Genomic DNA, 23,203 nt, shown 5'->3' on the forward strand with positions numbered 1-23,203 from the left:
GGCCGGCAACTTCGTGGGAGTTTGCGATGTCATCCATGATCCTGCCACTCGATCCCGAGACGCTGCCGAACCGCGGCGAGGATATCGTCTCGCAGGAGGCCGATGCGCGGCTGCGCGACGACATCCGGCTGCTCGGCCGCATTCTCGGCGACACGGTGCGCGACCAGGAGGGCGAGGCGGTGTTCGACCTCGTCGAACGCATCCGCCAGACCTCGATCCGCTTCCACCGCGACGAGGACCGGCTGGCGCGGCGCGAACTGGAAACCATCCTCGACGGCATGTCGACGCCGGAAACGGTTCGTATCGTCCGTGCCTACAGCTATTTCTCGCACCTTGCCAATATCGCCGAGGACCAGAACAACATCCGCCGCATGCGCGCGCAGCGCTCCGGCGATGCGCCGCTGGCCGCAGCGTCGCTGGCCGGCGCCCTGGCACGTGCGCGCGACGCCGGGATCGATGCGAAGCAGCTCCGCGAGTTCTTCGGACGCGCGCTGGTCAGCCCGGTCCTGACGGCGCATCCCACCGAGGTCCGCCGCAAGAGCACCATCGACCGTGAAATGCAGGTCGCCGCTCTGCTCGACCGCCGCGAGCGGATGCAGCTCACCACTGAGGAGATCGAGGCGCTCGAAGAGCAATTGCGCCGCGAGGTGCTGACGCTGTGGCAGACCAACCTGCTGCGCCGGACCAAGCTCACCGTGCTCGACGAAGTCACCAACGGTCTGTCGTTCTACGACTACACCTTCCTGCGCGAGGTGCCGCGGCTGCATGGCGTGCTGGAAGACCGGCTGCAGGCCGAGGACGGCGACGCTGCCGAGATCGGCTCGTTCCTGAAGATGGGCTCGTGGATCGGCGGCGACCGCGACGGCAACCCCTTCGTCACCGCCGAAGTGATGCGCGGCACGCTGGCGCTGCAGTCGTCGCGGGCGGTACAGTTCTATCTCGCCGAGCTGCATGAGCTCGGTTCCGAACTGTCGATCGCCGCCCACCTCGCCCAGGTCTCGCCGGACGTCCGCGCGCTGGCGGAGCGTTCGCCGGATACGTCGCCGCACCGCGCCGGCGAACCGTACCGGCTGGCGGTGTCCGGCATCTATGCGCGGCTGGCGGCAACTGCGCTGGAGCTTGGCGTTGAGAGCAACCGACCGCCGGTCGGCGACGCCGCGCCTTACGTCAGCGCACAGGAATTCAAGGCCGATCTCGACATCCTTGCGCAGTCGCTGCTCGCCAACAAATCCGGTGTCATCGCGCACGGCCGGCTGCGCCAGCTGCGCCGCGCCGTCGACTGCTTCGGCTTCCATCTCGCCAGCCTCGACATCCGGCAGAATTCTGCGGTGCACGAGCGCACCATCGCCGAGCTGCTGGATACCGCGATCCCCGGCACCTCCTATCTGGCGCTCGGCGAGGACGCCCGCATCGCGCTGCTGCTTGGCGAGCTGCGCAGCATGCGGCCGCTGACCTCGCTGTTCGTGAAGTACAGCGACGAGACGGTGGGCGAGTTGGCGCTGTTCCGTGAAGCCGCGGAGGTGCACCACCGGTACGGCGCCGCGGCGATCCCCCAGTGCATCATCTCGATGTGCAAGGGCGTCTCCGACATGCTGGAAGTCGCGGTGCTGCTGAAGGAGGTCGGCCTGGTCGATTCCTCGGGCCGCAGCGCCATCAACATCGTGCCGCTGTTCGAGACCATCGAGGATCTGCAGGCCTCCGCCGCGATCATGGACCGGTTGTTCTCGCTGCATGAATACCGCAGGCTGGTCGACAGCCGCGGCAGCACACAGGAAGTAATGCTGGGCTACTCTGACAGCAACAAGGACGGCGGCTTCGTCACCTCGGGCTGGGAATTATACAAGGCCGAGATCGGCCTCGTGCAGGTGTTCGAGCGCCACCACGTGCGGCTGCGGCTGTTCCACGGCCGCGGCGGCTCGGTCGGCCGCGGCGGCGGGCCGAGCTATGACGCGATCCTGGCGCAGCCGGGCGGCGCGGTCGACGGCCAGATCCGCATCACCGAGCAGGGCGAGATCATCTTCAGCAAATATTCCAACGTCGAGGTTGGCCGCAACAATCTCGAAGTGCTGGCGGCAGCGACGCTGGAAGCGAGCCTGCTGGCGCCGAAGCACAGCGCGCCATCGGACGCCTATCTCGAGGCGATGGAGCAGATCTCGGCGCTGGCGTTCTCCGCCTATCGCAACCTCGTCTACGAGACCGACGGCTTCGTCGACTACTTCTGGGAATCCACCGTCATCACCGAGATCGCGACGCTGAACATCGGCAGCCGTCCGGCGTCGCGCAAGAAGACCCGCGCGATCGAGGATCTGCGCGCGATTCCCTGGGTGTTTAGCTGGGCGCAATGCCGGCTGATGCTGCCGGGCTGGTACGGCTTCGGCAGCGCGGTGGAGGCCTGGCTCAAGCAGCATCCTGACAAGGGCATGGCGTTCCTGCAGGAGATGCACCGCGAATGGCCATTCTTCCGCACGCTGTTGTCGAACATGGACATGGTGCTGGCGAAGAGCTCGATCGCGATCGCCTCGCGCTACGCCGAACTGGTCGCGGATGTGAGCTTGCGTGAAACGATCTTCGGTCGCATCCGCCGCGAGTGGCATCTGTCGATCGAGACGCTGCTCGACATCATGGAGCAGGACCGCCTGCTGCAGAGCAACCCGCTGCTGGAACGCTCGATCCGCAACCGCTTCCCCTATCTCGACCCGCTCAACCACGTCCAGGTCGAACTGCTCAAGGCGCATCGCAACGAAGCGGAAGATCCGCAGGTGCTGCGCGGGATCCAATTGACGATCAACGGGATCTCGGCGGGGTTAAGGAACAGCGGGTAGGCGACGCAGCCAGTGGCCTCCCTCCCCGCTGTTCAGCCCGGAGACATAGCTGACGCCTGTTCGGATACATCACTGACACTTTTGCTGTCGGTCAAGTCGATTTCGCCGACTTGCCGGCTTCCGAAGAACACGCCGTAGTGGCCGTCGCGGTCCTTGGGGCGGATCGCCAAGCGCTCGCCGCGGAAGGCTTTTGGCATGCGCCAGCCCCAGCTCAGCAGCGCCTCCGGCGAGATGCAATGCAGTAGGATCCAGAACACACCGGACGACAGGAACAGCCCGACCGGCGCGCCGAGTTGCGGAAACATCGCGTACCAGTTGTGCTTGCCAGGAGGCGCATTCTCGGTCGCCAATAGCACCGCGCCGCCCCATTCGCCGCCGAGGCCAAAGCCCTGGCCGAACCGGCACAGCGCCAGCAGCAAGGGGGCCACCACGCCGATCTGGTGATAGGTCGGCAGCAGGCCGATGATCACGGTGGAGATGCCCATCGTCAGCAGCGCCGCAACCAGCGTCGTCTTGCGGCCGAGGCAGGCCCGGAATCCCGAGATGTTTTGAACATGTCGAGGTTCCGGGTTCGCTCGAGCTTTCGCTCTCGCGCCCCGGAACGACAGTGTGGGGTGTTGTTACACCGGATCCCAGCTGAAAATATCGGCCGAGCGGTCCAGCTTGTAGAACGACGACTTCAGCGCCGGCATGCCGTGTTCGGCGAGGGTCTGCGGGGTCCAGCCGCCGTCGCGGTGGATCGAGCGCAAGGGACGCGACTGGCCCATCAGGAAGATCTCGTTCATGCGCGCGGCAAAAATCTGGCCGGACACTTCCTTCGCCGCATCCGACAGCAGGAACGCCACCAAGGGCGCGATCTTCTCCGGGCCCATGCGCTGCATGCGCTCGACGCGCGCCTTCTCTTCCTCGGTCTCGGTCGGGATCGAGCCGATCATGCGGCTCCAGGCGAATGGCGAGACGCAGTTCGAGTTGACGCCGAAACGCTGCATGTCGAGCGCGATCGACTTTGACAGGCCGACGATACCGAGCTTGGCGGCGGAATAGTTGGCCTGGCCGAAATTGCCGATCAGGCCGGAGGTCGAGGTGAAGTGCACGAACGAGCCGGAGTTCTGCTCGCGGAAATAACGCGCGGCGGCGTGCGAGGTATAGAACGAGCCCATCAGATGGACTTTGATGACCATCTCGAAGGCGTCGATCGACATCTTGTGGAAGATCGCGTCGCGCAGGATGCCGGCATTGTTCACCACGCCGTCGATGCGGCCCCAGGTATCGACCGCCTGCTGGATTATCTTGCTGGCCGGGATCGCCTCGGCGACGGATTCGAAATTGGCGACCGCAGTGCCGCCGGCCTTGCGGATTTCCTCGACGACCTGCTCGGCCGGCGCGCCGCCTTCGCCGCCCGACCCGTCGGTGCCGACGCCGGGATCGTTGACGACGACTTTCGCGCCCTCGGCGGCGCACAGCAGCGCGATGCCCCGCCCGATGCCGCGCCCGGCGCCGGTGACGACGATGACTTTATCCTGCAGTGATTTGGTGGTGTCGGCCATCTGGTTTTCCTTGGTGGTGGGTTGTTCTTGATCGTCGTCCCGGGGCGCGAGAGCGCAGCTCGAGCGAACCCGGGACCCCGACATGGGACGATGAACATTTCGAGGTCCCCCGCCACTCCAATTGGAGTGGCTGAGGTTCGCGATCGCCTCGCGGCGTTTGCGCCCCGGGACGACAGTGTCACTTCTCGTTCGTGAAGATCACCGTGCCCGACGCCGCGAACATGCCGCCGACGCCGTGGCACACCGAGATTTTCGCACCCGGCACCTGGGCCGGCGCGATGCCGCGCATCTGCCGCACGCTTTCCTGCAGCGCATACATGCCGTACATGCCGGAATGCATGTAGCTGAGCCCGCCGCCATTGGTGTTCATCGGCAACTTGCCACCCGGCCTTGTGTTGCCTGCGGCGATGAATGCCCCGGTCTCCTCATGCGGCATGAAGCCGAGGTCGCCGAGGCCGTACAAAGGCAGATGCGCGAAGGCGTCGTAGATCATCAAATGATCGACGTCGCCGTGCTTGATGCCGGCCTCGCGAAACGCGGTCGGCCCGGCCACCGTGAAAGCGCGCGACGAATCGAACGTCTTCATCTGGCTGACCATCGGAGTCTCCACGCTCTCGCCGGTACCGAGGATGTAGACGGGCTTATGCGGAAAGTCTTTGGCGCGCTCCGCCGACGTCATGATCAGCGCGCCGCCGCCGTCGGTGACCAGGCAGCATTGCAGGATGCGGAACGGGTAGGCGATCATCTTGGAGTTCAGCACGTCCTCGACCGTGATCGGCGCCTTCATCATGGCGCGCGGATTTTTCGCCGCCCATTCGCGCTGGAACACGGCGACCGAGGCGATCTGCTCATGCGTGATGCCGTGGGTCTTCATGTAGCGCAGCACCGGAATCGGAAACATGCTGGGCGGCCCGTACACGCCAAAGGGCGCCTCGAACTGGCCCTGCAACGAGTCGGCGGGAATCGAGCGCGGCGCCTTTCCAATCATCGACTTGCCGCTTTCCGCGTGCGTTATCAGCACGGTGTTGCAGAGACCGGCTTCGATGGCTGCGGCCGCGTGGCGGACATGCAGCATGAACGAGCAGCCGCCGACCGACGTGCCGTCGACCCAGGTGGGCGTGATGCCGAGATAATGTGCGATCTGCTGCGGCGTCTCGACCGCGGTAGCGATGCCGTCGATGTCCGACAGCTTCAGGCCGGCGTCCCTGATGGCGTTCAGTGCGGCGTCAGCGTGCAACTGCAGCTGCGACATGTTGGGGATGACGCCGAGCTCGGTGGTTTCGGCGGCGCCGACGACGGCGACTGCGTTCCTGCGCATGATGCTAGTCCTTGCCCGGGCGGAATTGCGCGAGCGTGATGGCGTCGTCGAGCTTCTCGAACGCGACTTCGAGCTTCATGTCGAGCACCAGCGCCTCGGGCGTCTGCGGGCAATCGAGGATGTTGCTCATCAGCCGCGGGCCTTCTTCCAGCTCGACGACGGCGATCGCGTAAGGCGGCGTGAAGCCCGGTGCGGCCGGCCGGTGATTGATGACGTAGGAATACAGCTTGCCGCGGCCGGATGCCTTGAACGTGCTGACCTTGCGCGAGGCGCAGGCAGGGCAGAACGGGCGCGGTGGAAAATAGACGTTGTCGCAGGCATCGCAGCGCTGCAGGCGGAGTTCGCCGGCTTTCGTGCCATCCCAGAAATGCTGGGTCTCCGGGGTCGGTTTCGGGCGCGCGCGTGCAGCCTCGGTCATCTCGGTGTTTCCTGTGTCCCTCACGCGGGTCGTGCGCCCGCCTCGTGATCTCCCGACATGCCACGTTCCGGCACGAGCGGTCCAGCGCCGCCGCTGCATGGCCGTATCCGCGCAATGGGCAACGGCCGGCGCGCGGCTTGTGCTGCCGCAACCTGACGGGGTAGCGTGCCGGCAAATTCAACGGAGTGAACATGGCGGGACTGATTTGCGCCACATAAGGATCGGCTCCGGCGCCGGCTATTCCGGCGATCGCATCGAGCCTGCGGTCGAACTCGCCGACAAGGGCGACATCGATTATCTGGTGTTCGAATGCCTGGGCGAGCGTACCGTGGCACTGGCGCAGCAGGCGCGGATGAAGGATCCCGACGGCGGATACGATCCGCTGCTGGAGGACCGTTTTCGCGCGGTGCTGCCGATCTGTGCGGCCAGGGGCATCAAGCTCGTCACCAATATGGGCGCGGCGAACCCGCTCGCCGCCGCGCAGAAAACCGCGCAGATCGCGCGCTCGCTCGGGCTGGCGCTGAAGGTCGCAGCCGTGATCGGCGACGACGTGTTCGAGGCCTGCCAGCACAGCGAGCTGCCGTTCATGGAAATCGACGGCACCCTGCAGCAACTCGGCAACCGCGTGCTGTCGGCCAATGCCTATCTCGGGGCGGCGCCGATGGCGCAGGCGCTGCGCGAGGGGGCCGACGTCGTCATCACCGGCCGCGCGTCGGATCCGGCGCTGTTTCTGGCGCCGATGATCCACGCCTTCGACTGGGCGATGGACGACTGGAATCTGCTCGGGCAGGGCACCGTCGCCGGCCATCTCCTGGAATGCGCCGGCCAGATCACCGGCGGCTATTTCGCCGATCCTGGCGTGAAGGACGTCCCCGGCCTGGCGCGGCTGGGCTTTCCGATCGGCGAGGTCGGCGAGGATGGCTCGCTGGTCATCACCAAGGTCGAAGGCTCCGGTGGCCGGGTGACGGCGGCGACCTGCAAGGAGCAATTGCTCTACGAGGTGCATGATCCCCGCCGCTATATCCAGCCTGACGTCATCGCGGATTTCTCGCAGGTCGCGATCGAGGAGATCGGTCCGGACCGCGTGCGCGTCAGCGGTGGCCGCGGCACCGCGCGGCCGGAGACGCTGAAAGTCTCGGTCGGCTATCTCGACGGCTTTATCGGCGAGGGCCAGATTTCCTATGCCGGCCCGAATGCGGTCGCGCGCGGAAGGCTGGCGCTGCAGATCGTGCGCGAGCGCCTGCTGCTCACCGGCGTCGATACCAGCGAGACTCGCTTCGACCTGATCGGCATCGATTCGCTGCATGGCCCCGGCCTGTCGGCCGGCGGCGCCGAGCCCTACGAGGTCCGCCTCCGCGTCACCGGCCGCACCGAAACGTTGCGCGAGGCGGTTCGCATCGGCAACGAGGTCGAGACGCTGTATACCAACGGCCCGGCGGGCGGCGGCGGCGCCACCAAATCGGCGCGCGAAGTGGTCGCGGTGGCCTCGGTGCTGCTGCCGCGCGAACGGGCCACGTCGCGCGTGCAGTTCGTGGAGGCGACATCATGAAGCTGCGCGACATCGCCCACTCCCGCACCGGCGACAAGGGCAACATCTCCAATATTTCCGTAATTGCCTTTGATCCAAAGTTTTATCCGCTGATATGTTCGCAGGTAACGGCCGAACGCGTGAAAGCGCTGTTCGGTGGAATTGTCGCAGGCGAGGTGGTTCGCTACGAACTGCCGAACCTTGCGGCACTGAATTTCGTGATGGATCAGGCGCTTGGCGGCGGCGTAACGCGGTCGCTGGCGCTTGATGCGCATGGCAAATCGCTGAGCTCCGCGCTGCTCGATCTGGAAATCGAGGGCGGTTTCGGCGATACCGATGCAGCGCCGTGACCGACCGGGTCGGTCCGGCCTGAAACAGGATTTTGCGACATGACGAAGCCGACCCTCGCCAGCCTGGCCGCCGACCTCGACGCCGGCCGCACCACCTCCCGCCAACTGGTCGAGGCCTGCCTCACCGCCATCGCCGATCCCAAGGGCGAAGGCGAGCGCACCTTCCTCCATGTCGACCGCGACGCGGCGCTCGCCGCGGCCGACGCGATGGACGGTCTGCGCAAGGCAGGTGCTGCGCCGTCGGACTTCGCTGGCATTCCGATCTCGATCAAGGACCTGTTCGACATCAAGGGCCAAGTGACGCGCGCCGGCTCGCGCGCGCTGGAGGATTCGGCGCCGGCCGAGATCGACGCGCCCGCGGTGGCCCGGCTGCGCGCCGCCGGCTTCGTGGTGATCGGCCGCACCAACATGGTCGAATTCGCCTATTCCGGCATCGGCACCAATCCGCATTACGGCACGCCGAAGAGCGCCTGGCAGCGCGAGATCGGCCACGTCCCGGGCGGTTCGTCGTCGGGCGCGGCGGTCTCCGTCGTCGACGGCATGGCGCACGGCGCGCTCGGCACCGACACCGGCGGCTCATGCCGGATTCCCGCGGCGTTCAACGGCATCGTAGGCTTCAAGCCGACGCAGGCCCGCGTGCCGCTGGACGGCGCGGTGCCGCTGTCGTTCACGCTCGACAGCATCGGGCCGCTGGCGCGCAGCGTCGCCTGCTGCGCCGTGATGGATGCGGTGCTGGCCGGCGAGCCGATCCGGCCGCTGTCGAAGCGTTCGATCAAGGGCATGCGGCTGGCGGTGCCGACCACCATCGCGATGGACGATCTGGAGCCGATCGTCGCCGAGACCTTTGCGAAGGCGTTGAAGAAGCTGGAGGAGCAGGGCGCATCGATCGAGCGCATCGAGGTGCCGGAATTCCTCGACATCGGCCCGATGAGCGTCAAGGGCGGCTTCACCGCGGCGGAGAGCTATGCCTGGCACCGCTATCTGATCGCTGCCAAGGGCGATGTCTATGATCCCCGCGTTTCGGTCCGCATCCTGCGCGGCGAAGCCATCACCGCCGCCGATTACATCGACCTGCTGCCGGCGCGGCGCTCGATGATCGCCCGCATCACGACGCGGCTGGCGCCCTATGACGCCATGGTGCTGCCGACCTGCGCGATTACGCCGCCCGTCATCGACGACATGATGGACGACAAGGTGTTTGCGAAAGCCAACATCATGAGCTTGCGCAATTGCACGCTGATCAACATGATCGACGGCTGCGCCATCTCGCTGCCGATCCACCGCGATGGCGAAGCCCCTGTCGGCCTGATGCTGGCAGGCCTGGGCGGCACCGACCGCCGCATCTTCGAACTCGCCGCCGGCATGGAAGACGCCATCAAGGGGTAATGCTTACGCGACGGCACTTCCTTCACCCTCCCCTGGAGGGGGAGGGTCGAGCGTGCCGTCAGGCGCGCTCGGGGTGGGGTGAAGGCGGTGCGATGGGGGAACGGCCGTGCGTCAGCCGCTGACGCTGTCACCCCACCCCGGTGCCCATCATGCTTCGCATGCTGGGCACCGACCCTCCCCCTCCAGGGGAGGGTGGAGATCCGCATCCCGCGGTGCCAATTTGATTCAAACGGAGATGATCGTTCATCTCGCACGCAAAGGACCATCTCCATGACCACGACCATCGCGTTCACGCTGGACGCAAGCGGCACGCAGACGCCGTTGAGCCTCACCATTTCGCAAGGCGTGATCGCCGGCTGGACTGGTCGCGATCCGGTCGCGCGCGACCACCACATCGCCGAACTCGCCGCCATCGGCATTGCGCCGCCGGCCTCGACGCCGATCTATTATCGCTGTTCGGCCAACCGCTTCACCACCGCGGGTGCGATCGAATGCACCGGCGAGGAGTCTTCCGGCGAAGTCGAATTCTGCCTCTTCGCCGCCGGCGGGAAGACCTATGTCGGCGTCGGCTCCGACCATACCGACCGCAAGGTCGAGACCTATAACATCACCGTCTCGAAGCAGATGTGCGACAAGCCGGTCGCGGCCACGGTGTGGGATCTCGCCGAACTCGAAGACCACTGGGATCAGATCATCCTGCGCTCTTACGCCACAATCAACGGCACCCGCGTCTTGTACCAGGAAGGCACGCTGAGTGGCATGCTGCCGGTCGCCGAACTGATCAAGAAGGGGTTTGGCGGCACGATCTTGCCCGACGGCACCGCGATGTTCGGCGGCACCTTTGCCGCCAAGGGCGGCATCCGGCCGGCGACGCGGTTCGACTACGAGATCGAGGACCCCGTGCTGAAGCGCAGGATCGCTTCGGGCTACGACATCGTGACGCTGCCGGTGGTGGGCTGAAGCAAAACACTGTCGTTCCGGGGCGCGAGCGCATCAGCGCGAGCGAACCCGGAATCTCGAACTGTTTTGAACATTTCGGGATTCCGGGCTCGCGCTCGGCTGACGCCGCCCGCGCCCCGGAATGACAGCATTGTCGTTTTCTAATACAATGCTGTCATGTCCGATCTGTTCGCTGCCCTCTCCAACCCGCGCCCCCGCGAAGACATCGCCGACGGCGCCGTGCTGCTGCACGGTTTCTTCCGCAACACCGAGGCCGCGCTGATCGCGGATCTGCGCGCGATCGTGCAGCAGGCGCCGTTCCGCCATATGGTGACGCCGGGCGGCCACACGATGTCGGTGGCGATGACCAATTGCGGCGCCAAAGGCTGGGTCACCGACCGAAGCGGCTATCGCTATGACGCCCATGATCCGGACAGCGGCAAGCCATGGCCGGCGATGCCGGCATCGTTCGCCGATCTCGCGATGCGCGCGGCAGAGCAGGGCGGCTTTCAGAACTTCGCGCCGCAGGCCTGCCTGATCAATCGCTACAGACCCGGCGCAAAAATGTCGCTGCACCAGGACAGAGACGAGCTCGATCTCGGAGCGCCGATCGTCTCGGTGTCGCTCGGCCTGCCGGCGACGTTCCTGTTTGGCGGCCTGCAGCGCGCCGACAGACCGCAGAAATTCCGCCTCGAGCACGGCGACATCGCCGTGTGGGGCGGCCCGGCGCGGCTGGCGTTTCACGGCATCGCGCCGCTCGCCGACGGCGACCATCCGGTGATGGGCCCCCAGCGCATCAACCTGACATTTCGCAAAGTGCAGTAACAGGCGGCAGGGCTTCTTACTTCCCTCTCCCCTTGTGGGAGAGGGTGGATCGAACCGCTCTAGCGAAGCTTCGCTTCGCACGGGCGGTTCGAGACGGGTGAGGGGGTGTGGCAGTCGCCGAGTGCGCCATTACCCCTCATCCGTCCGCGCTGGCGCGCGGCCACCTTCTCCCACCTAGCGAAGCTTTGCTTCGCGCGGGGGAGAAGGAAGAAGAAAGCACGGCTTCCCTTCCTGGCCGTTGCTACTTTATGCTCCGCCCCGGAGCAGCCTCATGACCGACCTCGCCGAAGCCGATGTAACTATCCAGACACGCACTCACGCGGGCGTCTATCTCGCGGTGCTGCAGCTCGTCTTCACGCTGCTGTGGACGGTCTACGTCATCTATCTGCCGAAGCTGGCGGCAGACGTGGGCATCGTACCGTCCGCCGTTATCTTCATCCTGATGCTCGACCAGCTGATCTTCACTGTCACCGACACCGCGATGGGCATTTTCGCCGATCGCATTTCGCGCGTCGTCGGCCGGCTCGGCCTGATCGTGGGATTGCTCACCGCGATCTCCTGCGCGGCCTTCGTCGCACTGCCCTTCGTGGCGGGGCAGGGGCCCTCGGCGCAGGCCGCGCTGATCGGCCTGATCGTGGTGTGGGCGATCACCTCGTCGACGCTGCGCGCGCCGCCGCTGACGCTGCTCGGCAAATATGCCGCAAAACCGTCGCGGCCGTTTCTGGCCGCCCTCGCCATGCTCGGCTACGGCATCGCCGGCGCGGTGTCGCCCTATCTCGGCGTCGTGCTGCGCGACAGCGATGCGCGGCTGCCGTTCATTCTCTCCAGCGCGGTGCTGCTGGCGGTGACCCTGATGCTGACGCGGGTCGAGCGCGGGCTGGTGTCGGCGCAGGCCGCCGCGCCTTGCGTGCTGCCGCCGGCCAAGGCGCTGCGCCGCGTGCCGATGCTGTTCATTGCCGCGATGCTGCTGCTGGCGCTCGGCTACCAATTGCATTTCAGCATCAACAGCGCGCCGTTCTTCCTGCGCTTCGCTAGGCCCGGCGATCTGCAATGGCTGCTGCCGGTGTTCTGGATCGGCTTCAACATCGCGCTGTTTCCGGCCAGCGTGGTGACGAAGCGGCGCGGCGGGCTGGTGGTGATGGGCGCGGCCGGCCTGCTCGGCGCCGCCGCCATGATCGGTGCGGAAGTCGCCGGCAGCCTCAACGTGCTGATCGTCACGCAATTTATCGCCGGCGCCGCCTGGGGCTGCATGCTGATGTCGGCGGTGGCCGCGGCCCTTGCCATCGGCGAGACCGGCGCCGAGGGCAAGGTGGTCGGCCTGGTCTTCTCCGCGCTGGCGCTGGCGACCTTTGCGCGGATGGCGGCGGTGGCCGGTGGCCTGCAGAAGCTGCCGGACTACGCGCCGCTGCTGCACTGGGCGCCGGTGGCGTGCTGGTCGGTCGCCGGCGCCGGGCTGCTGGTATTGGCCGCGTCGAGGTTGCAGTCGAAGCGCCTATAATTGTCGTTCCGGGGCGCGAACGCCGCGAGGCGATCGCGAACCCGGAACCCCGACATGTTCAAAGCAAATCGAGGTTCCGGGCTCGCTCGCGCAAGATGCGCTCGCGCCCCGGAATGACAGCCTAGCTTGGCATCGGCGGATGGATGAAGGCCCACGGGCTGACCTCGGAATCGCGGGGCACATCGATCGCGATCAGATAGGGCCCGCCATGCGCCAGCGCCTTTTCCAGCGCCGGGCGGAACGCCTCGGGTGAGTTGACGCGCGTCGCACCGACGCCGAAGGAATCCGCAAGTTTGACGAAATCCGGATTGACCAGATCGGAGCCGACGATGCGGCCGTCGAAACCCTGCAACTGGTCGCGTCGCACATTGCCATAGGCATTGTTGTCGAACACCAGAACCACCACGCCGATCTTGTACTGCACGGCGGTGGCGAGCTCCTGCACCGCGAACATGAAGCCGCCGTCGCCGGTGATCGCTACCACCGCGCGATCGGGATGCGCCACCTTGGCGCCGAGCGCGGTCGGGAAGCCGGAACCCAGCGTGCCCTGATAGCCGGAGGTGATAAAGGTGCGCGGCTGGTACACCGGAAAGCCGAACCACGAGGCGAAGCCGACCTGCGACAGCTCGTCGGTGACGATGGCATCCTCCGGGAGCACCTCGCGCAGGATCGTGAGATAGGACATCTGCGGCTGCACGACCTGGATGTCGTGCGCCGCCTTCGCCGAGGCGTCGCGGATCGCCTGGCGGCGGCCGGCGGACTTCGCGTAGCCGGCCTTGCGCACCGCGGCCAGCAGCTCACGCGTGCCGGCGCGGGCGTCGGCGAGGATCGGCGCGTCCACGGTGAGGCGCTGCATCTCCACGGGGTCGATGTCGATGCGGACCGATTTCAGATCGTTCGGGCGGAACGGCCAGCGAAACGTGGTCGGCAATTCCATCCGCGTGCCGATGCCGATCATCAGGTCGGTGGTCGGCCACAGATTATACGCCGCGGCCATGGTCAGGCCGAGCTCATGCGCGTTGCTGACGATGCCGCGGCCGGAGCGGAACGCGACCACGGGCGCGTCGATCAGCTCGGCCAGTTCGAGGATCTCGGCGGCCGCCTCGATCGCGCCGGGGCCGACGAAGATCATCGGGCGCTTGCTGCCGGCAATCAGCGAGGCGGCAAGCTTGATCGACTCGCGATCCGGCTCCGGCGGCTCCGCCGGCGCCAGCCGGATCGGCGCATCGACCTCAGCGCGTTGGGTGAAGACGTCCCACGGCATTTCCAGCGCGGCGGGCCCGCGCCGGCCCGACATCATCTCGTGGAATGCCGCCGAGACTTTCAGCGGCGCTTCCGCGGGCGTGTCGATGCGGTCGGCCCATTTCACGAAGCTGCGCAACGTCGCGAGCTGGTCCGGCATTTCGTGCAGATGGCCACGGCCTTTCCCCAGATACGCTGATGGCACCTGGCCGGTCAGGCACAGCACCGGCTCGTTGCAGCCGAACGCAGTGAGCATCGCCGCACCCGCGTTCAGGATACCGGGGCCGGGCACCACGGCGAACACGCCGGGCTTACCCGTCGAGCGCGCATAGCCGAACGCCATGTAGCCGCAGGCCTGTTCGTGCCGCGCACCGATGACGCGCAGCTTTGCCTGCGCGAAGGCATCGAACATCCCGTAGATCTGCGCGCCCGGCAGGCCGAATACGGTATCCGTGCCGTGGGCGAGCAGCCCGTCCACAATGGCTTCGCCGCCGGTCTTCATGCCCATGGTCTATCCTTGCTTTATATAATTCTCAACAACGCTCGATCACCTCTCCCCGTTGGGGAGAGGTCGGCCGGGCGAAGCGCAGCGAAGCCTGGCCGGGTGAGGGGGCTGCGCGCCATCGATAGTCCCGAGCCCTTACCCGCCCGGCTTCGCCGATCGACCTCTCCCCAACGGAGAGAGGTGAAGGACCGAGCTCAGGTTTCATCTACCACGCCGTTCGTCAGCGTGCCGATGCCGTCTGCGGCGACCTCGATGACATCGCCGGGCACGAGGTAACGCGGTGGATCGAACCGGGCGCCGGCGCCGGTCGGCGTCCCTGTGACGATGACGTCGCCGGGCACCAGCGTGGTGAAGGTCGAGATGTAGTGCAGCAGATAGCGGAAGTCGAACATCAGCCGCGACGTGCGATCATCCTGGCGCAATTCGCCGTTGACATGCGTGGTCAGGCGGATGTCGGCGAGTTGCGCTTCGTTCGTATAGGGCACGATCCACGGCCCGAGGCTGCCGGTGGAATCGAAATTCTTGCCCTGCGTGACGTTGAATTTGGCGTGCCGCACCCAGTCGCGGATGGTGCCTTCGTTGCACAAGGTCAGCGCGGCGATATGATCCAGCGCGTCGCGCTCGGCGATGTGGCGGCCGGGTTTGCCGATCACCAGCACCACCTCGCCCTCATAATCGAGTTGCGGTGACGCGCGCGGCCGCACCAAATTTTGCCTGTGGCCGACGAAGGAGCGCGCCGTACGCAGGAACAGGCTGGGATATTTCGGCGCGTCCTGGCCGTCTTTGTATTCGGCGTTGCGGTCGGGATAGTTGACGCCGACGCAGATGATCTTTTCAGGCTGAGGGATCGGCGGCCGGAAGGTGACGTCGTCGAGTGCAAAATCCGCTGGCTGGTTTTCCGCGGCATCGGCGAGGCGCTGCAGCGCGCCATGTTCGATCGCCTCGCGCAGCGTCGGATAGTCCTGGGCATAGCGCGTCGAGAGATCGACGATGCCGCTGTCGGTGACGGCGCCGTATTTTGTCGCGCCGTTGACGGCGAAGGTAGCGAGGCGAGGGGCCATGTCAGGTTCAATCCGCAATCGTCACATCCGCCGTGAACAGCGGCGGGCGCACGTCCTGGCCGGCGAACACCGAGCCCTGCTCGAACCACGAGCGCGGCGCGGGCGCCCCCCACAGCGTCTGGCGGCGCGGGTCCTTCAGCGACCAGCGCAACGGCTCGTGATCGAAATCCATCGTCTGGTAGTCGCTGGAATAGAGTTCGAGGCGGTGGCCGTCGGGGTCTCGGACATAGAGGAAGAAGGCGTTTGAAATGCCGTGGCGGCCGGGGCCGCGCTCCATGTTTTTCAGATAGCCCGATGACGCCATCACGTCGCAGAGGTGCAGAATGTTCATCGGGTTCGGCACCCAATAGGCGAAATGGTGCAGCCGCGGGCCAATGCCGTTGGTGATCGCGAAATCATGCACATTGCCCTTGCGGTGCATCCAGGCCGCGGCGATGCGGCCGTTCTCGCCGTCTTCCTCGGCATATTCGGTGAGCCGGAAGCCGAGCCGCGCGTAGAAATCGACGGTGGCCTGCAGCTCGGCCGCGAAGACGTTGAAATGGTCGAGCCGCTGCGGGTGGCAGCCCTTGTAGAGGTCGTAGCGCCGCAGCAGATACGGGCGGCGCTCCATCTGCGCGACCAGTTCGATCCGGTAGCCGAACGGATCGGTCGCCTGCAGCGTGCGGCCCTGATGCGGGCGCTCGACGAAGGCATAGACCATGCCGTTGGCGGCAAAGAACGCAGCGGCCTTGTCGAGATCGGCGTCATTGCCGACGCGAAAGCCGATCCGCGCGCAGGCCGGCGTCGCCGCCTGGCGCAGCACCAGCGAGTGATGCTGATGCTCCTCGAAGCCGCGGAGGTACACCGTATCGTCATCGGCGTCCTCGACGTGCAGCCCGATGGTGATCTCATAAAACGCGCGGCTGGCGTCGAGGTCGCAGACGTCGAGCACGACATGGCTGGCGCGCAGGATGTTGAACGGCGGATCGAAGATATGCTGTGGAACGGGCATGGGGATTCCTAGGCTTTTGCTTTCAGCGCGTCATGAATCGTATTGCGCTTCCAGCTCATCGCGCTGTCGTTGATCTGGATGTCGAACGACAGCGCCAAAGGCTGTTTTGCGAAGGCCGGATCGAGATGATCCGACAGCGCCTTGAACACATGTGCGCCCGCTTGTTGTCGCGTCGCGAGGTCTCGGCCCTCGCCGATCCGCAGCACCATGTCGAGAAAGGCGTAGTCAGACCGGCCGTCGGCGATGGCAAAATTGGAGCAGCGGATGGCGCGGACGCGGATGCCGCCGAGCGGGAAGATGCCAGTCGCGACCGCCGCCTGCCGCACGACTTCGCAGACCGCCGCGATATCGAGCGTGTCGTCGAGGTTGGCGGAATATTGCAGGGTAAAATGCGGCATGGCGTCTCGTTGACCGAAACTGGTGATTGGCTTGGCGCGAGCTTCTACCAAATATCACGCGATGGGTATAGTACAGTCGTTCGCGCCGCACTGCAGCATGCGCGATTGCATCGGCTTTAGGCATGTGACGCCAGGGCAATTCGTGCTGCGGAATTAGGGCGGCGCGCGCCGCGTTCTCACACCACGACCTTGCCTCCGCCAAAAGAGAATTTGATTGCCTGGAGATCCGCGCCTATCAGTAGAGTCGGTAGACAGCGCAAAAACTTTTCGCTCAACTCGCCACATCAAGAAGGCTGGCGCTCACGACCGGCCTCTGAGGGAGGATATGATGAAGCTCACGAGACGTGGATTCACGGCGGGTCTCGCCGCAGGTATGACGGCACCCTACCTCATCGGCAGCGTGCGCGCGCAAGGTGCGACCATCAAGATCGGGATGTGCGCGCCGATCACCGGCCCCGCCGCCGAAGCCGGCAAATACGCCACCGGCGGCGCCAAACTCGCCGTGGAGGCGATCAACAAGGCCGGCGGCGTGCTCGGCAAGCAGCTCGAACTGATCGTCGAGGACGACCAGACCACCAATCCCGGCATCGTGCTGGCGTTCTCCAAGCTCGCCGCGCAGTCCGACATCGTCGGCTTCCTCGGCTCGATCCGCTCGACGCAGGTCCATGCGATGGCGCCCGACGTCATGAAGCTCGGCAAGCCGGTGATGTTCGGCGGCACCGATCCGAATCTCACCAAGCTCGGCAATCCCTGGCTGTTCCGCTTTCGCCCCAACGACACCTATTCCGGCCGCGTGATCGCCGATTACGGCGTCAAGACGCTCGGCAAGAAGAAGTGGGCCGTGCTGCATTCCACCGACGCCTTCGGCACCGCCGGCGGCAAGGCACTCACAGAGGCTCTCGGCAAGCTCGACGCGACGATCGCGATCGACCAGGGCTATGCCAACCAGAGCCAGGATTTCACGCCCGTCGTGCTGGCGATCAAGCAGTCCGGCGCGGATATTCTCGGCTCCTACTTCACCTTCGAGAACGACCTCGGCATTTTTGCTCGCCAGCTGCGCCAGCTCGGCGTCACCATTCCGTGGGTCGGCTCGCCCTCGATCGTCAACGTCACCGCGCTGAAGCTGGCGGGACCTGCGCTGTACGGGACCTATGGCGTCGCCGATTACGCCGAGGAATCCTCCGAGGCGTCGAAGGCGTTCGGCAAGGCCTATCGCGACGCCTACAAGGTGGCGCCCGACAACCAGAGCTCGTGGCCGTATGACGCGGTAACGGTGCTGGCTGCGGCGATCAACAAGGCCGGCTCGACCGATCCGCAGAAGATCCGCGAGGCGATCGTCGCCATCAAGAAATTCCCCGGCGCCGAAGGCGAGTACAATTTCGACGACAAGGGCGACGGGTTGCACGGCTACAACATCGTCCGGAACGAGAAGGGCAATATCGTCTTCGACAAGCACATCGAGTTTGCAGACTAACCTCACACTGTCGTCCCGGGGCGCGAGAGCGAAAGCTCGAGCGAACCTCAGCCACTCCAATTGGAGTGAATTGGAGTGGCGGGGGACCTCGACATGGGACGATGAACATTTCGAGGTTCCGGGTTCGCCCGCCAGACGGCTTCGCCGCTGTCGTCCGCCCCGGAATGACATGGTGGTGCCGCCGCTGACGCGCTCGCGCCCCGGAATGACCGCCTAACTGCCCTCCTACCGAGTCCCTTTCAATGGATCTTGTCCTGCAACTTCTCTTCACCGGCATCGGGATCGGCGCGGTCTATGCGCTGGTGGCGCTCGGTTTCGTGCTGATCTTCCGCGCCACCAACGTCGTCAATTTCGCGCAAGGCGAATTCTCGATGGTGGCGGCCTATCTGATGGTGGTGTTCGCCGTCGACCTGGCGCTGCCATACTGGCTGTCGTTCCTGCTGGCGCTGGCCGGCATGGCGATCCTCGGCGCGGTGTTCAATCTCGGTGTCTATTATCCGCTGCGCCACCGCACCTATCTGCCGGTCATCATCGCCACCATCGGCGCCTCCATCCTGATGGCGAACGGCGTGCTGGCGTTGTACGGCCCGCAGCCGCAGGTGCTGGAGGGCTGGTTCGAGACCCCCGGCATCCAGCTCGGCCCGGTCTATCTCGACAGCCAGTATCTGCTCATCATCGTGGTGACGATGATCCTGGTCGCGTTCAATTACTGGTTCTTCGAAAAGACCATGCTCGGCAAGAAGCTGCAGGCCACCTCGCAGGACAAGGAGATGGCGTCATTGCTCGGCATCTCCGTCTCCACCATGATCATGATCACCTTCATCTATTCGGCCGTGCTCGGCGGCCTCGCCGGCATTCTGGTGGCGCCGATCCTGTTCGTCTCGATCCAGATGGGCTCGACCATCGCGCTGAAGGCCTTCGCCGCCACCATCATCGGCGGCTTCGGCGACGTCACCGGCGCGATCATCGGCGGTCTGTCGCTCGGCATCATCGAGACCTTTGGTGCAGCCTATATATCCGTTCCGTACAAGGACGCCTTCGCCTTCCTGGTGCTGGTGATGTTCCTGGTGTTCCGCCCGCAGGGCATCTTTGGCGAGCGCGTGGCGGAAAAAGCATGAGCAGCACCGAACACGTCCAGACCATCGAACAGCTCGCACGTCCGACGCCGCTGCTGATCCGGCACTCGCCGTATTTCATCGGCGCGGCCATCGTGGTGGCGCTGGCAGCCTCCGCTTCGTTCGATGGCTATATCCTCAACATCCTGATGCAGGCGACGACCTTTGCGATCGCCGTGTTCGGCCTCTCGGTGGTGCTCGGCCTGTGCGGCCAGATCAATCTGGCGCAGGCGGCGTTCTTCGGCTTCGGCGCCTATGCCGTCGGCATCGGCACCGCGGACTACCAGATCAGCTACTGGCTGTGCCTCGTGGCCGGCTGCATCATGGCGCTGCTCGCCGGCGCCGTGCTGGGCATGTCCACCTTGCGGCTCGGCGGGCATTACCTCGCGATGGTGACGATCTCGTTCCAGCAGATCGTGACCCTGGTGATGATCAACGCGATCTGGCTGACGCACGGGCCGGACGGCGTCGGCAAGATCGGCCGTCCCGCTTTGTTCCAGTCGTCGCAATCCTATCTCGCCTTCTGCGTCGCGATGCTGGCGCTGGTCGGTTACCTCGTCTGGCACCTGCCGGATACAAGGCTCGGCCGGGCCATGCGCGCGGTGCGCGACAACGAACTCGCCGCCGGCGTCAACGGCATCGACGTGTTTCGTACCAAGATCTATGCCTTTGCGATTTGCGCCGTACTCGGCGGCCTGGGCGGCGGGCTGTTCGCCGGCGGCTTCGCCTATATCAGCCCGGACCAGTTCTCGTTCGCGGAATCCATCGTATTCCTGACCATGTCGCTACTCGGCGGGGTGGCCTCTCCAATCGGCTCGGCAATCGGCACCGGCCTGCTGATCCTGATCCCGGAATGGCTGCGCTTTCTCAAGAGCGTCCCCGGCCTGTATCTCGCCATCTACGGCCTGTCGGTGATCCTGATCATCCGTTACATGCCGGACGGAATCTGGGGCTTCGTCACCACCTTCTTCGACCGCTTCCGCCGCAAGGTGAAGCTGCCGGCTGAGGGCCTGCCTTTGGTGCTGGCGCCGGCCAAGACCGGCGGCGAGATGGTGCTGGAAGTCACCGGCCTCGCCAAGCATTTCGGCGGCCTCAAGGCCGTGGACGATGTCGATATCGCGGTGCGCCGCGGCGGCGTGCATGCGCTGATCGGGCCGAACGGCTCCGGGAAGACCACCACGCTCAACGTGTTGTCCGGCCTCTATGAGGCGACCGCCGGCCGCGTGCTGCTAGACGGCACCGACGTCACGACCATGCCGCCGCACTTGCGCGCCGCGGCGGGGCTCGGGCGCACCTTCCAGAACATCCGGTTGTTCCGCTCGATGACCGCGCTGGAGAACGTTATCATCGGCGCCGAGCGGCCGGGCAACACGCTGATCGGCAATGGCGGCGAAGCCGCGCTGACGCTGCGGGCGATGGCGGCGCTGGCCTTCGTCGGCCTCGGCCCGCGCGCTAATGAGTTAATCTCCAGCTTCTCCTACGGCCACCAGCGGCTGATCGAGATTGCCCGCGCGCTCGCCGCCAACCCCACGCTGTTGCTGCTCGACGAGCCCGCCGCGGGCCTCAACTCGACCGAGAAGCTCGAACTGCACGAGCTGCTCAAGCGCATCGCGGCGCAGGGGCTGACCATCCTGATCATCGACCACGACATGACGCTGGTGTCGGAGGCCGCCCAGCACATTACCGTGCTCAACTTCGGGCGCCGCATCGCGGACGGCGAATCGATGGCGGTGCTGCGGCATCCCGACGTCGTCTCCGCCTATCTCGGGACAGACTGATGGCGCTTCTGGAAATCAACGACCTCCATGTCCGCTACGGCGAGATCGTGGCCTTGCGCGGCGTCTCCTTCAGCGTCGATGAAGGCCAGGTGGTGACGCTGCTCGGCGCCAACGGCGCCGGCAAGTCGACCACCTTGCGCGCGATCTCCGGCCTTGCCCGGCCGGCGCAGGGCGACATTCTATTTGACGGAAAAAGCATCGCCGGCCTCGGTCCCGAAGCGATCGTGCGGATGGGCATCAGCCACGTGCCGGAGGGGAGGCGGGTGTTTCCCGGCCTCACCGTGAAAGAGAACATCATGCTCGGCGGCTCCAACCGCCGGGCGTCGAAGGCCGAGCTGTCGAAAGAGGCCGACGCGATGTTCGACCTGTTTCCGGACATCCGCAAATTCACCGACGCGCTGGGCTGGACGCTGTCCGGCGGCCAGCTACAGATGGTCGCAGTGGCGCGCGGCCTGATGGCCAAGCCGCGGCTGCTGCTGCTGGACGAGCCTTCGCTGGGACTGGCGCCGGTGATCGTGCAGGCGGTGTTCCGCATTGTCAGCGAGATACGCATGCAAACCACGGTCTTGCTTGTCGAGCAGAACGCGCGCATGGGACTGTCGGTCGCCGATCAGGGCTACGTGCTGGAAACGGGACGGATTGTACTTGGCGGCAAACCGGATGAATTATGGGGCAACGAGGCGATCGCCGCCGCCTATCTCGGCGGCCACGCCAAGCCTTCTGACGAAAAGCCGCTCGCAACCAACGTATAAGGGCGAATGTCCACCCATGGTTACAGTTCCAGTCACCAAGCTCATCGACTTCGTCGCCGACGTGTTCGCGCATGCCGGCTCCTCCGCCGAAGAGGCGAAGCGCATCGCCACCTACCTCACCACGGCCAACCTCACCGGCCATGACAGCCACGGCGTCATCCGCGTGCCGGTCTACATCCGCTGGAAGAACAGCGGCATGATCGTGCCGAACCAGACCATCGAAGTGCCGGTCGACACGCCGTCGCTGGCGGTGGTCGATGGCCGCTTCGGCTATGGCCAGACGGTGGGGCCGCAGGCGGTCAGGATCGGCATCGAGAAGTGCAAGGCCACGGGCCTCGCCGCGATCGCCACGCGCAACTCCGGTCATATCGGCCGCATCGGCGACTGGGCCGAGATGGCGGCGGAGGAGGGGCTGATCTCGATCCACTTCGTCAACGCCGCGGGCTCGGTGCTGGTGGCGCCCTATGGCGGCGTCGAGCGAAGGCTTTCGACAGCGCCGTATTGCGTCGGCATTCCGCGCCCCGGCATGGCGCCGGTGGTGCTGGATTTCGCCACCTCGATCGTCGCCGAAGGCAAGGTGCTGGTCGCCAGCCGCGGCGGCAAGAAGCTGCCGGACGGCGCGCTGATCGATCTCGACGGCACGCTGAGCGAGGACCCCACCTCGCTCTACGGCCCGCATGAGGCCAACGGCCCGCGCGACCATTCCAAGGGCACGGGCGCGATCCGCGCCTTCGGCGAGCACAAGGGCTCCGGCCTCGCGTTGATGTGCGAGTTGCTGGGCGGCGCGCTGACCGGCAACGGCGCCACCAAGCCGAACCGCCCCTTCGCCAATGGCATGTTCGCGATCTATGTCGATCCGAAGCGGATCGATCCTGCGAACTTCTTCGACGGCGAGGTGACGCGCTACATCGACTACTTCAAGGACACAAAGCCGGCGGCCGGCACCGACCATGTGCTGATCCCCGGCGACAAGGAGGCCATGACGCGCGCCGATCGCACGGCGAACGGCGTGCCCTTGCCCGACGAGACCTGGAGCGCCATCGTGCAGACCGCCCGTGAAGTCGGCGTCAGCGAAGAGGCGGTTCGCAACGCTACCAATTAGAGCGCTTCACCATCACCCGTCATTGCGAGGAGCGAAGCGACGCGGCAATCCAGAGCCACAAGCGAAAGAAGACTGGATTGCTTCGTCGCAAGGGCTAAGGGGAAAGCCAATTGGCTTTCCCTGACCTCGCAATGACGCATTCTGAAATCGAGTG

The 23,203-nt window shown here is 65.6% G+C and carries 20 protein-coding genes; 12 read left to right on the top strand and 8 right to left on the bottom strand.

Features of this window, described 5'->3' with window-relative positions; genetic code table 11:
- The first annotated feature begins 26 nt into the window (after positions 1–26).
- On the top strand, positions 27–2,822 hold the full coding sequence (gene ppc, locus FNL56_RS11120; RefSeq protein ID WP_143572769.1) for a phosphoenolpyruvate carboxylase: 2,796 nt from the start codon (positions 27–29) through the stop codon (positions 2,820–2,822).
- A gap of 32 nt (positions 2,823–2,854) precedes the next feature.
- Here the strand turns inward: ppc and FNL56_RS28610 are convergent, their stop codons facing one another.
- The 4 genes from FNL56_RS28610 to FNL56_RS11140 form a co-directional block, all read right to left on the bottom strand.
- Positions 2,855–3,430, bottom strand: coding sequence for an MFS transporter (locus FNL56_RS28610; protein ID WP_368039354.1), 576 nt, complete (start codon positions 3,428–3,430; stop codon positions 2,855–2,857).
- A gap of 12 nt (positions 3,431–3,442) precedes the next feature.
- The gene (locus FNL56_RS11130) at positions 3,443–4,369 is read right to left on the bottom strand and encodes an SDR family oxidoreductase (RefSeq protein ID WP_143572770.1); all 927 of its coding nucleotides are present in this window, start codon (positions 4,367–4,369) and stop codon (positions 3,443–3,445) included.
- 178 nt (positions 4,370–4,547) lie between these two features.
- A complete protein-coding gene (locus tag FNL56_RS11135; protein ID WP_143581990.1) occupies positions 4,548–5,687 on the bottom strand; it encodes a thiolase C-terminal domain-containing protein in 1,140 nt (379 codons plus the stop codon).
- Positions 5,688–5,691: 4 nt separating this feature from the next.
- Complete coding sequence (locus FNL56_RS11140) at positions 5,692–6,105, bottom strand: Zn-ribbon domain-containing OB-fold protein (protein ID WP_143572772.1); 414 nt, start codon at positions 6,103–6,105, stop codon at positions 5,692–5,694.
- Between the two features lie 205 nt (positions 6,106–6,310).
- Between FNL56_RS11140 and FNL56_RS11145 the strand changes: the two genes are divergently transcribed.
- From FNL56_RS11145 to FNL56_RS11170, 6 genes are all read left to right on the top strand, one after another.
- Complete coding sequence (locus tag FNL56_RS11145) at positions 6,311–7,654, top strand: acyclic terpene utilization AtuA family protein (protein ID WP_143572773.1); 1,344 nt, start codon at positions 6,311–6,313, stop codon at positions 7,652–7,654.
- Positions 7,651–7,983, top strand: coding sequence for an AtuA-related protein (locus FNL56_RS11150; RefSeq protein WP_143572774.1), 333 nt, complete (start codon positions 7,651–7,653; stop codon positions 7,981–7,983). The genes FNL56_RS11145 and FNL56_RS11150 overlap by 4 nt, the downstream gene beginning before the upstream one ends.
- A 39-nt stretch (positions 7,984–8,022) precedes the next feature.
- Positions 8,023–9,369, top strand: coding sequence for an amidase (locus tag FNL56_RS11155; protein ID WP_143572775.1), 1,347 nt, complete (start codon positions 8,023–8,025; stop codon positions 9,367–9,369).
- 270 nt (positions 9,370–9,639) lie between these two features.
- A complete protein-coding gene (locus FNL56_RS11160) occupies positions 9,640–10,329 on the top strand; it encodes a DUF2848 domain-containing protein (protein ID WP_143572776.1) in 690 nt (229 codons plus the stop codon).
- A gap of 156 nt (positions 10,330–10,485) precedes the next feature.
- Positions 10,486–11,133 (top strand): DNA oxidative demethylase AlkB, encoded by a 648-nt coding sequence (alkB, locus tag FNL56_RS11165; protein ID WP_143572777.1) that lies wholly within the window; start codon positions 10,486–10,488, stop codon positions 11,131–11,133.
- A gap of 271 nt (positions 11,134–11,404) precedes the next feature.
- Positions 11,405–12,631: an MFS transporter gene (locus FNL56_RS11170; protein WP_143581991.1), complete on the top strand. Its 1,227-nt coding sequence runs from the start codon at positions 11,405–11,407 to the stop codon at positions 12,629–12,631.
- 121 nt (positions 12,632–12,752) lie between these two features.
- On the opposite strand, the gene FNL56_RS11175 is transcribed toward FNL56_RS11170, so the two are convergent.
- The 4 genes from FNL56_RS11175 to FNL56_RS11190 form a co-directional block, all read right to left on the bottom strand.
- Positions 12,753–14,381 carry a thiamine pyrophosphate-dependent enzyme gene (locus tag FNL56_RS11175; protein ID WP_143581992.1) on the bottom strand — a complete coding sequence of 543 codons (1,629 nt, stop codon included), beginning with the start codon at positions 14,379–14,381 and terminating at the stop codon, positions 12,753–12,755.
- Positions 14,382–14,572: 191 nt separating this feature from the next.
- Complete coding sequence (locus FNL56_RS11180; protein ID WP_143572780.1) at positions 14,573–15,439, bottom strand: fumarylacetoacetate hydrolase family protein; 867 nt, start codon at positions 15,437–15,439, stop codon at positions 14,573–14,575.
- Between the two features lie 7 nt (positions 15,440–15,446).
- Positions 15,447–16,430, bottom strand: a complete 984-nt coding sequence (gene hpaD / locus FNL56_RS11185) for a 3,4-dihydroxyphenylacetate 2,3-dioxygenase (protein WP_143581993.1) — start codon at positions 16,428–16,430, stop codon at positions 15,447–15,449.
- An 8-nt stretch (positions 16,431–16,438) separates the two neighbouring features.
- The gene (locus FNL56_RS11190; protein WP_143572782.1) at positions 16,439–16,828 is read right to left on the bottom strand and encodes a 5-carboxymethyl-2-hydroxymuconate Delta-isomerase; all 390 of its coding nucleotides are present in this window, start codon (positions 16,826–16,828) and stop codon (positions 16,439–16,441) included.
- Between the two features lie 328 nt (positions 16,829–17,156).
- On the opposite strand from FNL56_RS11190, the gene FNL56_RS11195 reads away from it, so the two are divergent.
- The 5 genes from FNL56_RS11195 to FNL56_RS11215 all read left to right on the top strand — a co-directional run bounded on the left by FNL56_RS11195 (position 17,157) and on the right by FNL56_RS11215 (position 23,049).
- A complete protein-coding gene (locus tag FNL56_RS11195; RefSeq protein ID WP_143572783.1) occupies positions 17,157–18,302 on the top strand; it encodes an ABC transporter substrate-binding protein in 1,146 nt (381 codons plus the stop codon).
- 242 nt (positions 18,303–18,544) lie between these two features.
- Positions 18,545–19,420, top strand: coding sequence for a branched-chain amino acid ABC transporter permease (locus FNL56_RS11200; RefSeq protein ID WP_143572784.1), 876 nt, complete (start codon positions 18,545–18,547; stop codon positions 19,418–19,420).
- Positions 19,417–21,195 carry a branched-chain amino acid ABC transporter ATP-binding protein/permease gene (locus FNL56_RS11205; protein WP_143572785.1) on the top strand — a complete coding sequence of 593 codons (1,779 nt, stop codon included), beginning with the start codon at positions 19,417–19,419 and terminating at the stop codon, positions 21,193–21,195. Before FNL56_RS11200 ends, FNL56_RS11205 begins: the two co-directional genes overlap by 4 nt.
- Entirely contained in the window at positions 21,195–21,947 is a 753-nt protein-coding gene (locus tag FNL56_RS11210; protein WP_143572786.1) for an ABC transporter ATP-binding protein, read from the top strand. The genes FNL56_RS11205 and FNL56_RS11210 overlap by 1 nt, the downstream gene beginning before the upstream one ends.
- Before the next feature lie 16 nt (positions 21,948–21,963).
- Positions 21,964–23,049 carry a malate/lactate/ureidoglycolate dehydrogenase gene (locus FNL56_RS11215; RefSeq protein ID WP_143572787.1) on the top strand — a complete coding sequence of 362 codons (1,086 nt, stop codon included), beginning with the start codon at positions 21,964–21,966 and terminating at the stop codon, positions 23,047–23,049.
- The last annotated feature ends 154 nt before the right edge of the window (positions 23,050–23,203 follow it).

It is taken from the genome of Tardiphaga sp. vice304, from assembly GCF_007018905.1.
Taxonomy (GTDB): domain Bacteria; phylum Pseudomonadota; class Alphaproteobacteria; order Rhizobiales; family Xanthobacteraceae; genus Tardiphaga.

Excerpts from the sequence above, each read along its gene's own strand:
- ppc (WP_143572769.1), top strand. The coding sequence starts at position 27 with ATGTCATCCATGATCCTGCCACTCGATCCCGAGACGCTGCCGAACCGC.
- FNL56_RS11130 (WP_143572770.1), bottom strand. The coding sequence starts at position 4,369 with ATGGCCGACACCACCAAATCACTGCAGGATAAAGTCATCGTCGTCACC.
- FNL56_RS11135 (WP_143581990.1), bottom strand. The coding sequence starts at position 5,687 with ATGCGCAGGAACGCAGTCGCCGTCGTCGGCGCCGCCGAAACCACCGAG.
- FNL56_RS11140 (WP_143572772.1), bottom strand. The coding sequence starts at position 6,105 with ATGACCGAGGCTGCACGCGCGCGCCCGAAACCGACCCCGGAGACCCAG.
- FNL56_RS11150 (WP_143572774.1), top strand. The coding sequence starts at position 7,651 with ATGAAGCTGCGCGACATCGCCCACTCCCGCACCGGCGACAAGGGCAAC.
- FNL56_RS11155 (WP_143572775.1), top strand. The coding sequence starts at position 8,023 with ATGACGAAGCCGACCCTCGCCAGCCTGGCCGCCGACCTCGACGCCGGC.
- FNL56_RS11160 (WP_143572776.1), top strand. The coding sequence starts at position 9,640 with ATGACCACGACCATCGCGTTCACGCTGGACGCAAGCGGCACGCAGACG.
- alkB (WP_143572777.1), top strand. The coding sequence starts at position 10,486 with ATGTCCGATCTGTTCGCTGCCCTCTCCAACCCGCGCCCCCGCGAAGAC.
- FNL56_RS11170 (WP_143581991.1), top strand. The coding sequence starts at position 11,405 with ATGACCGACCTCGCCGAAGCCGATGTAACTATCCAGACACGCACTCAC.
- FNL56_RS11175 (WP_143581992.1), bottom strand. The coding sequence starts at position 14,381 with ATGGGCATGAAGACCGGCGGCGAAGCCATTGTGGACGGGCTGCTCGCC.
- FNL56_RS11180 (WP_143572780.1), bottom strand. The coding sequence starts at position 15,439 with ATGGCCCCTCGCCTCGCTACCTTCGCCGTCAACGGCGCGACAAAATAC.
- hpaD (WP_143581993.1), bottom strand. The coding sequence starts at position 16,430 with ATGCCCGTTCCACAGCATATCTTCGATCCGCCGTTCAACATCCTGCGC.
- FNL56_RS11190 (WP_143572782.1), bottom strand. The coding sequence starts at position 16,828 with ATGCCGCATTTTACCCTGCAATATTCCGCCAACCTCGACGACACGCTC.
- FNL56_RS11195 (WP_143572783.1), top strand. The coding sequence starts at position 17,157 with ATGAAGCTCACGAGACGTGGATTCACGGCGGGTCTCGCCGCAGGTATG.
- FNL56_RS11200 (WP_143572784.1), top strand. The coding sequence starts at position 18,545 with ATGGATCTTGTCCTGCAACTTCTCTTCACCGGCATCGGGATCGGCGCG.
- FNL56_RS11205 (WP_143572785.1), top strand. The coding sequence starts at position 19,417 with ATGAGCAGCACCGAACACGTCCAGACCATCGAACAGCTCGCACGTCCG.
- FNL56_RS11210 (WP_143572786.1), top strand. The coding sequence starts at position 21,195 with ATGGCGCTTCTGGAAATCAACGACCTCCATGTCCGCTACGGCGAGATC.
- FNL56_RS11215 (WP_143572787.1), top strand. The coding sequence starts at position 21,964 with ATGGTTACAGTTCCAGTCACCAAGCTCATCGACTTCGTCGCCGACGTG.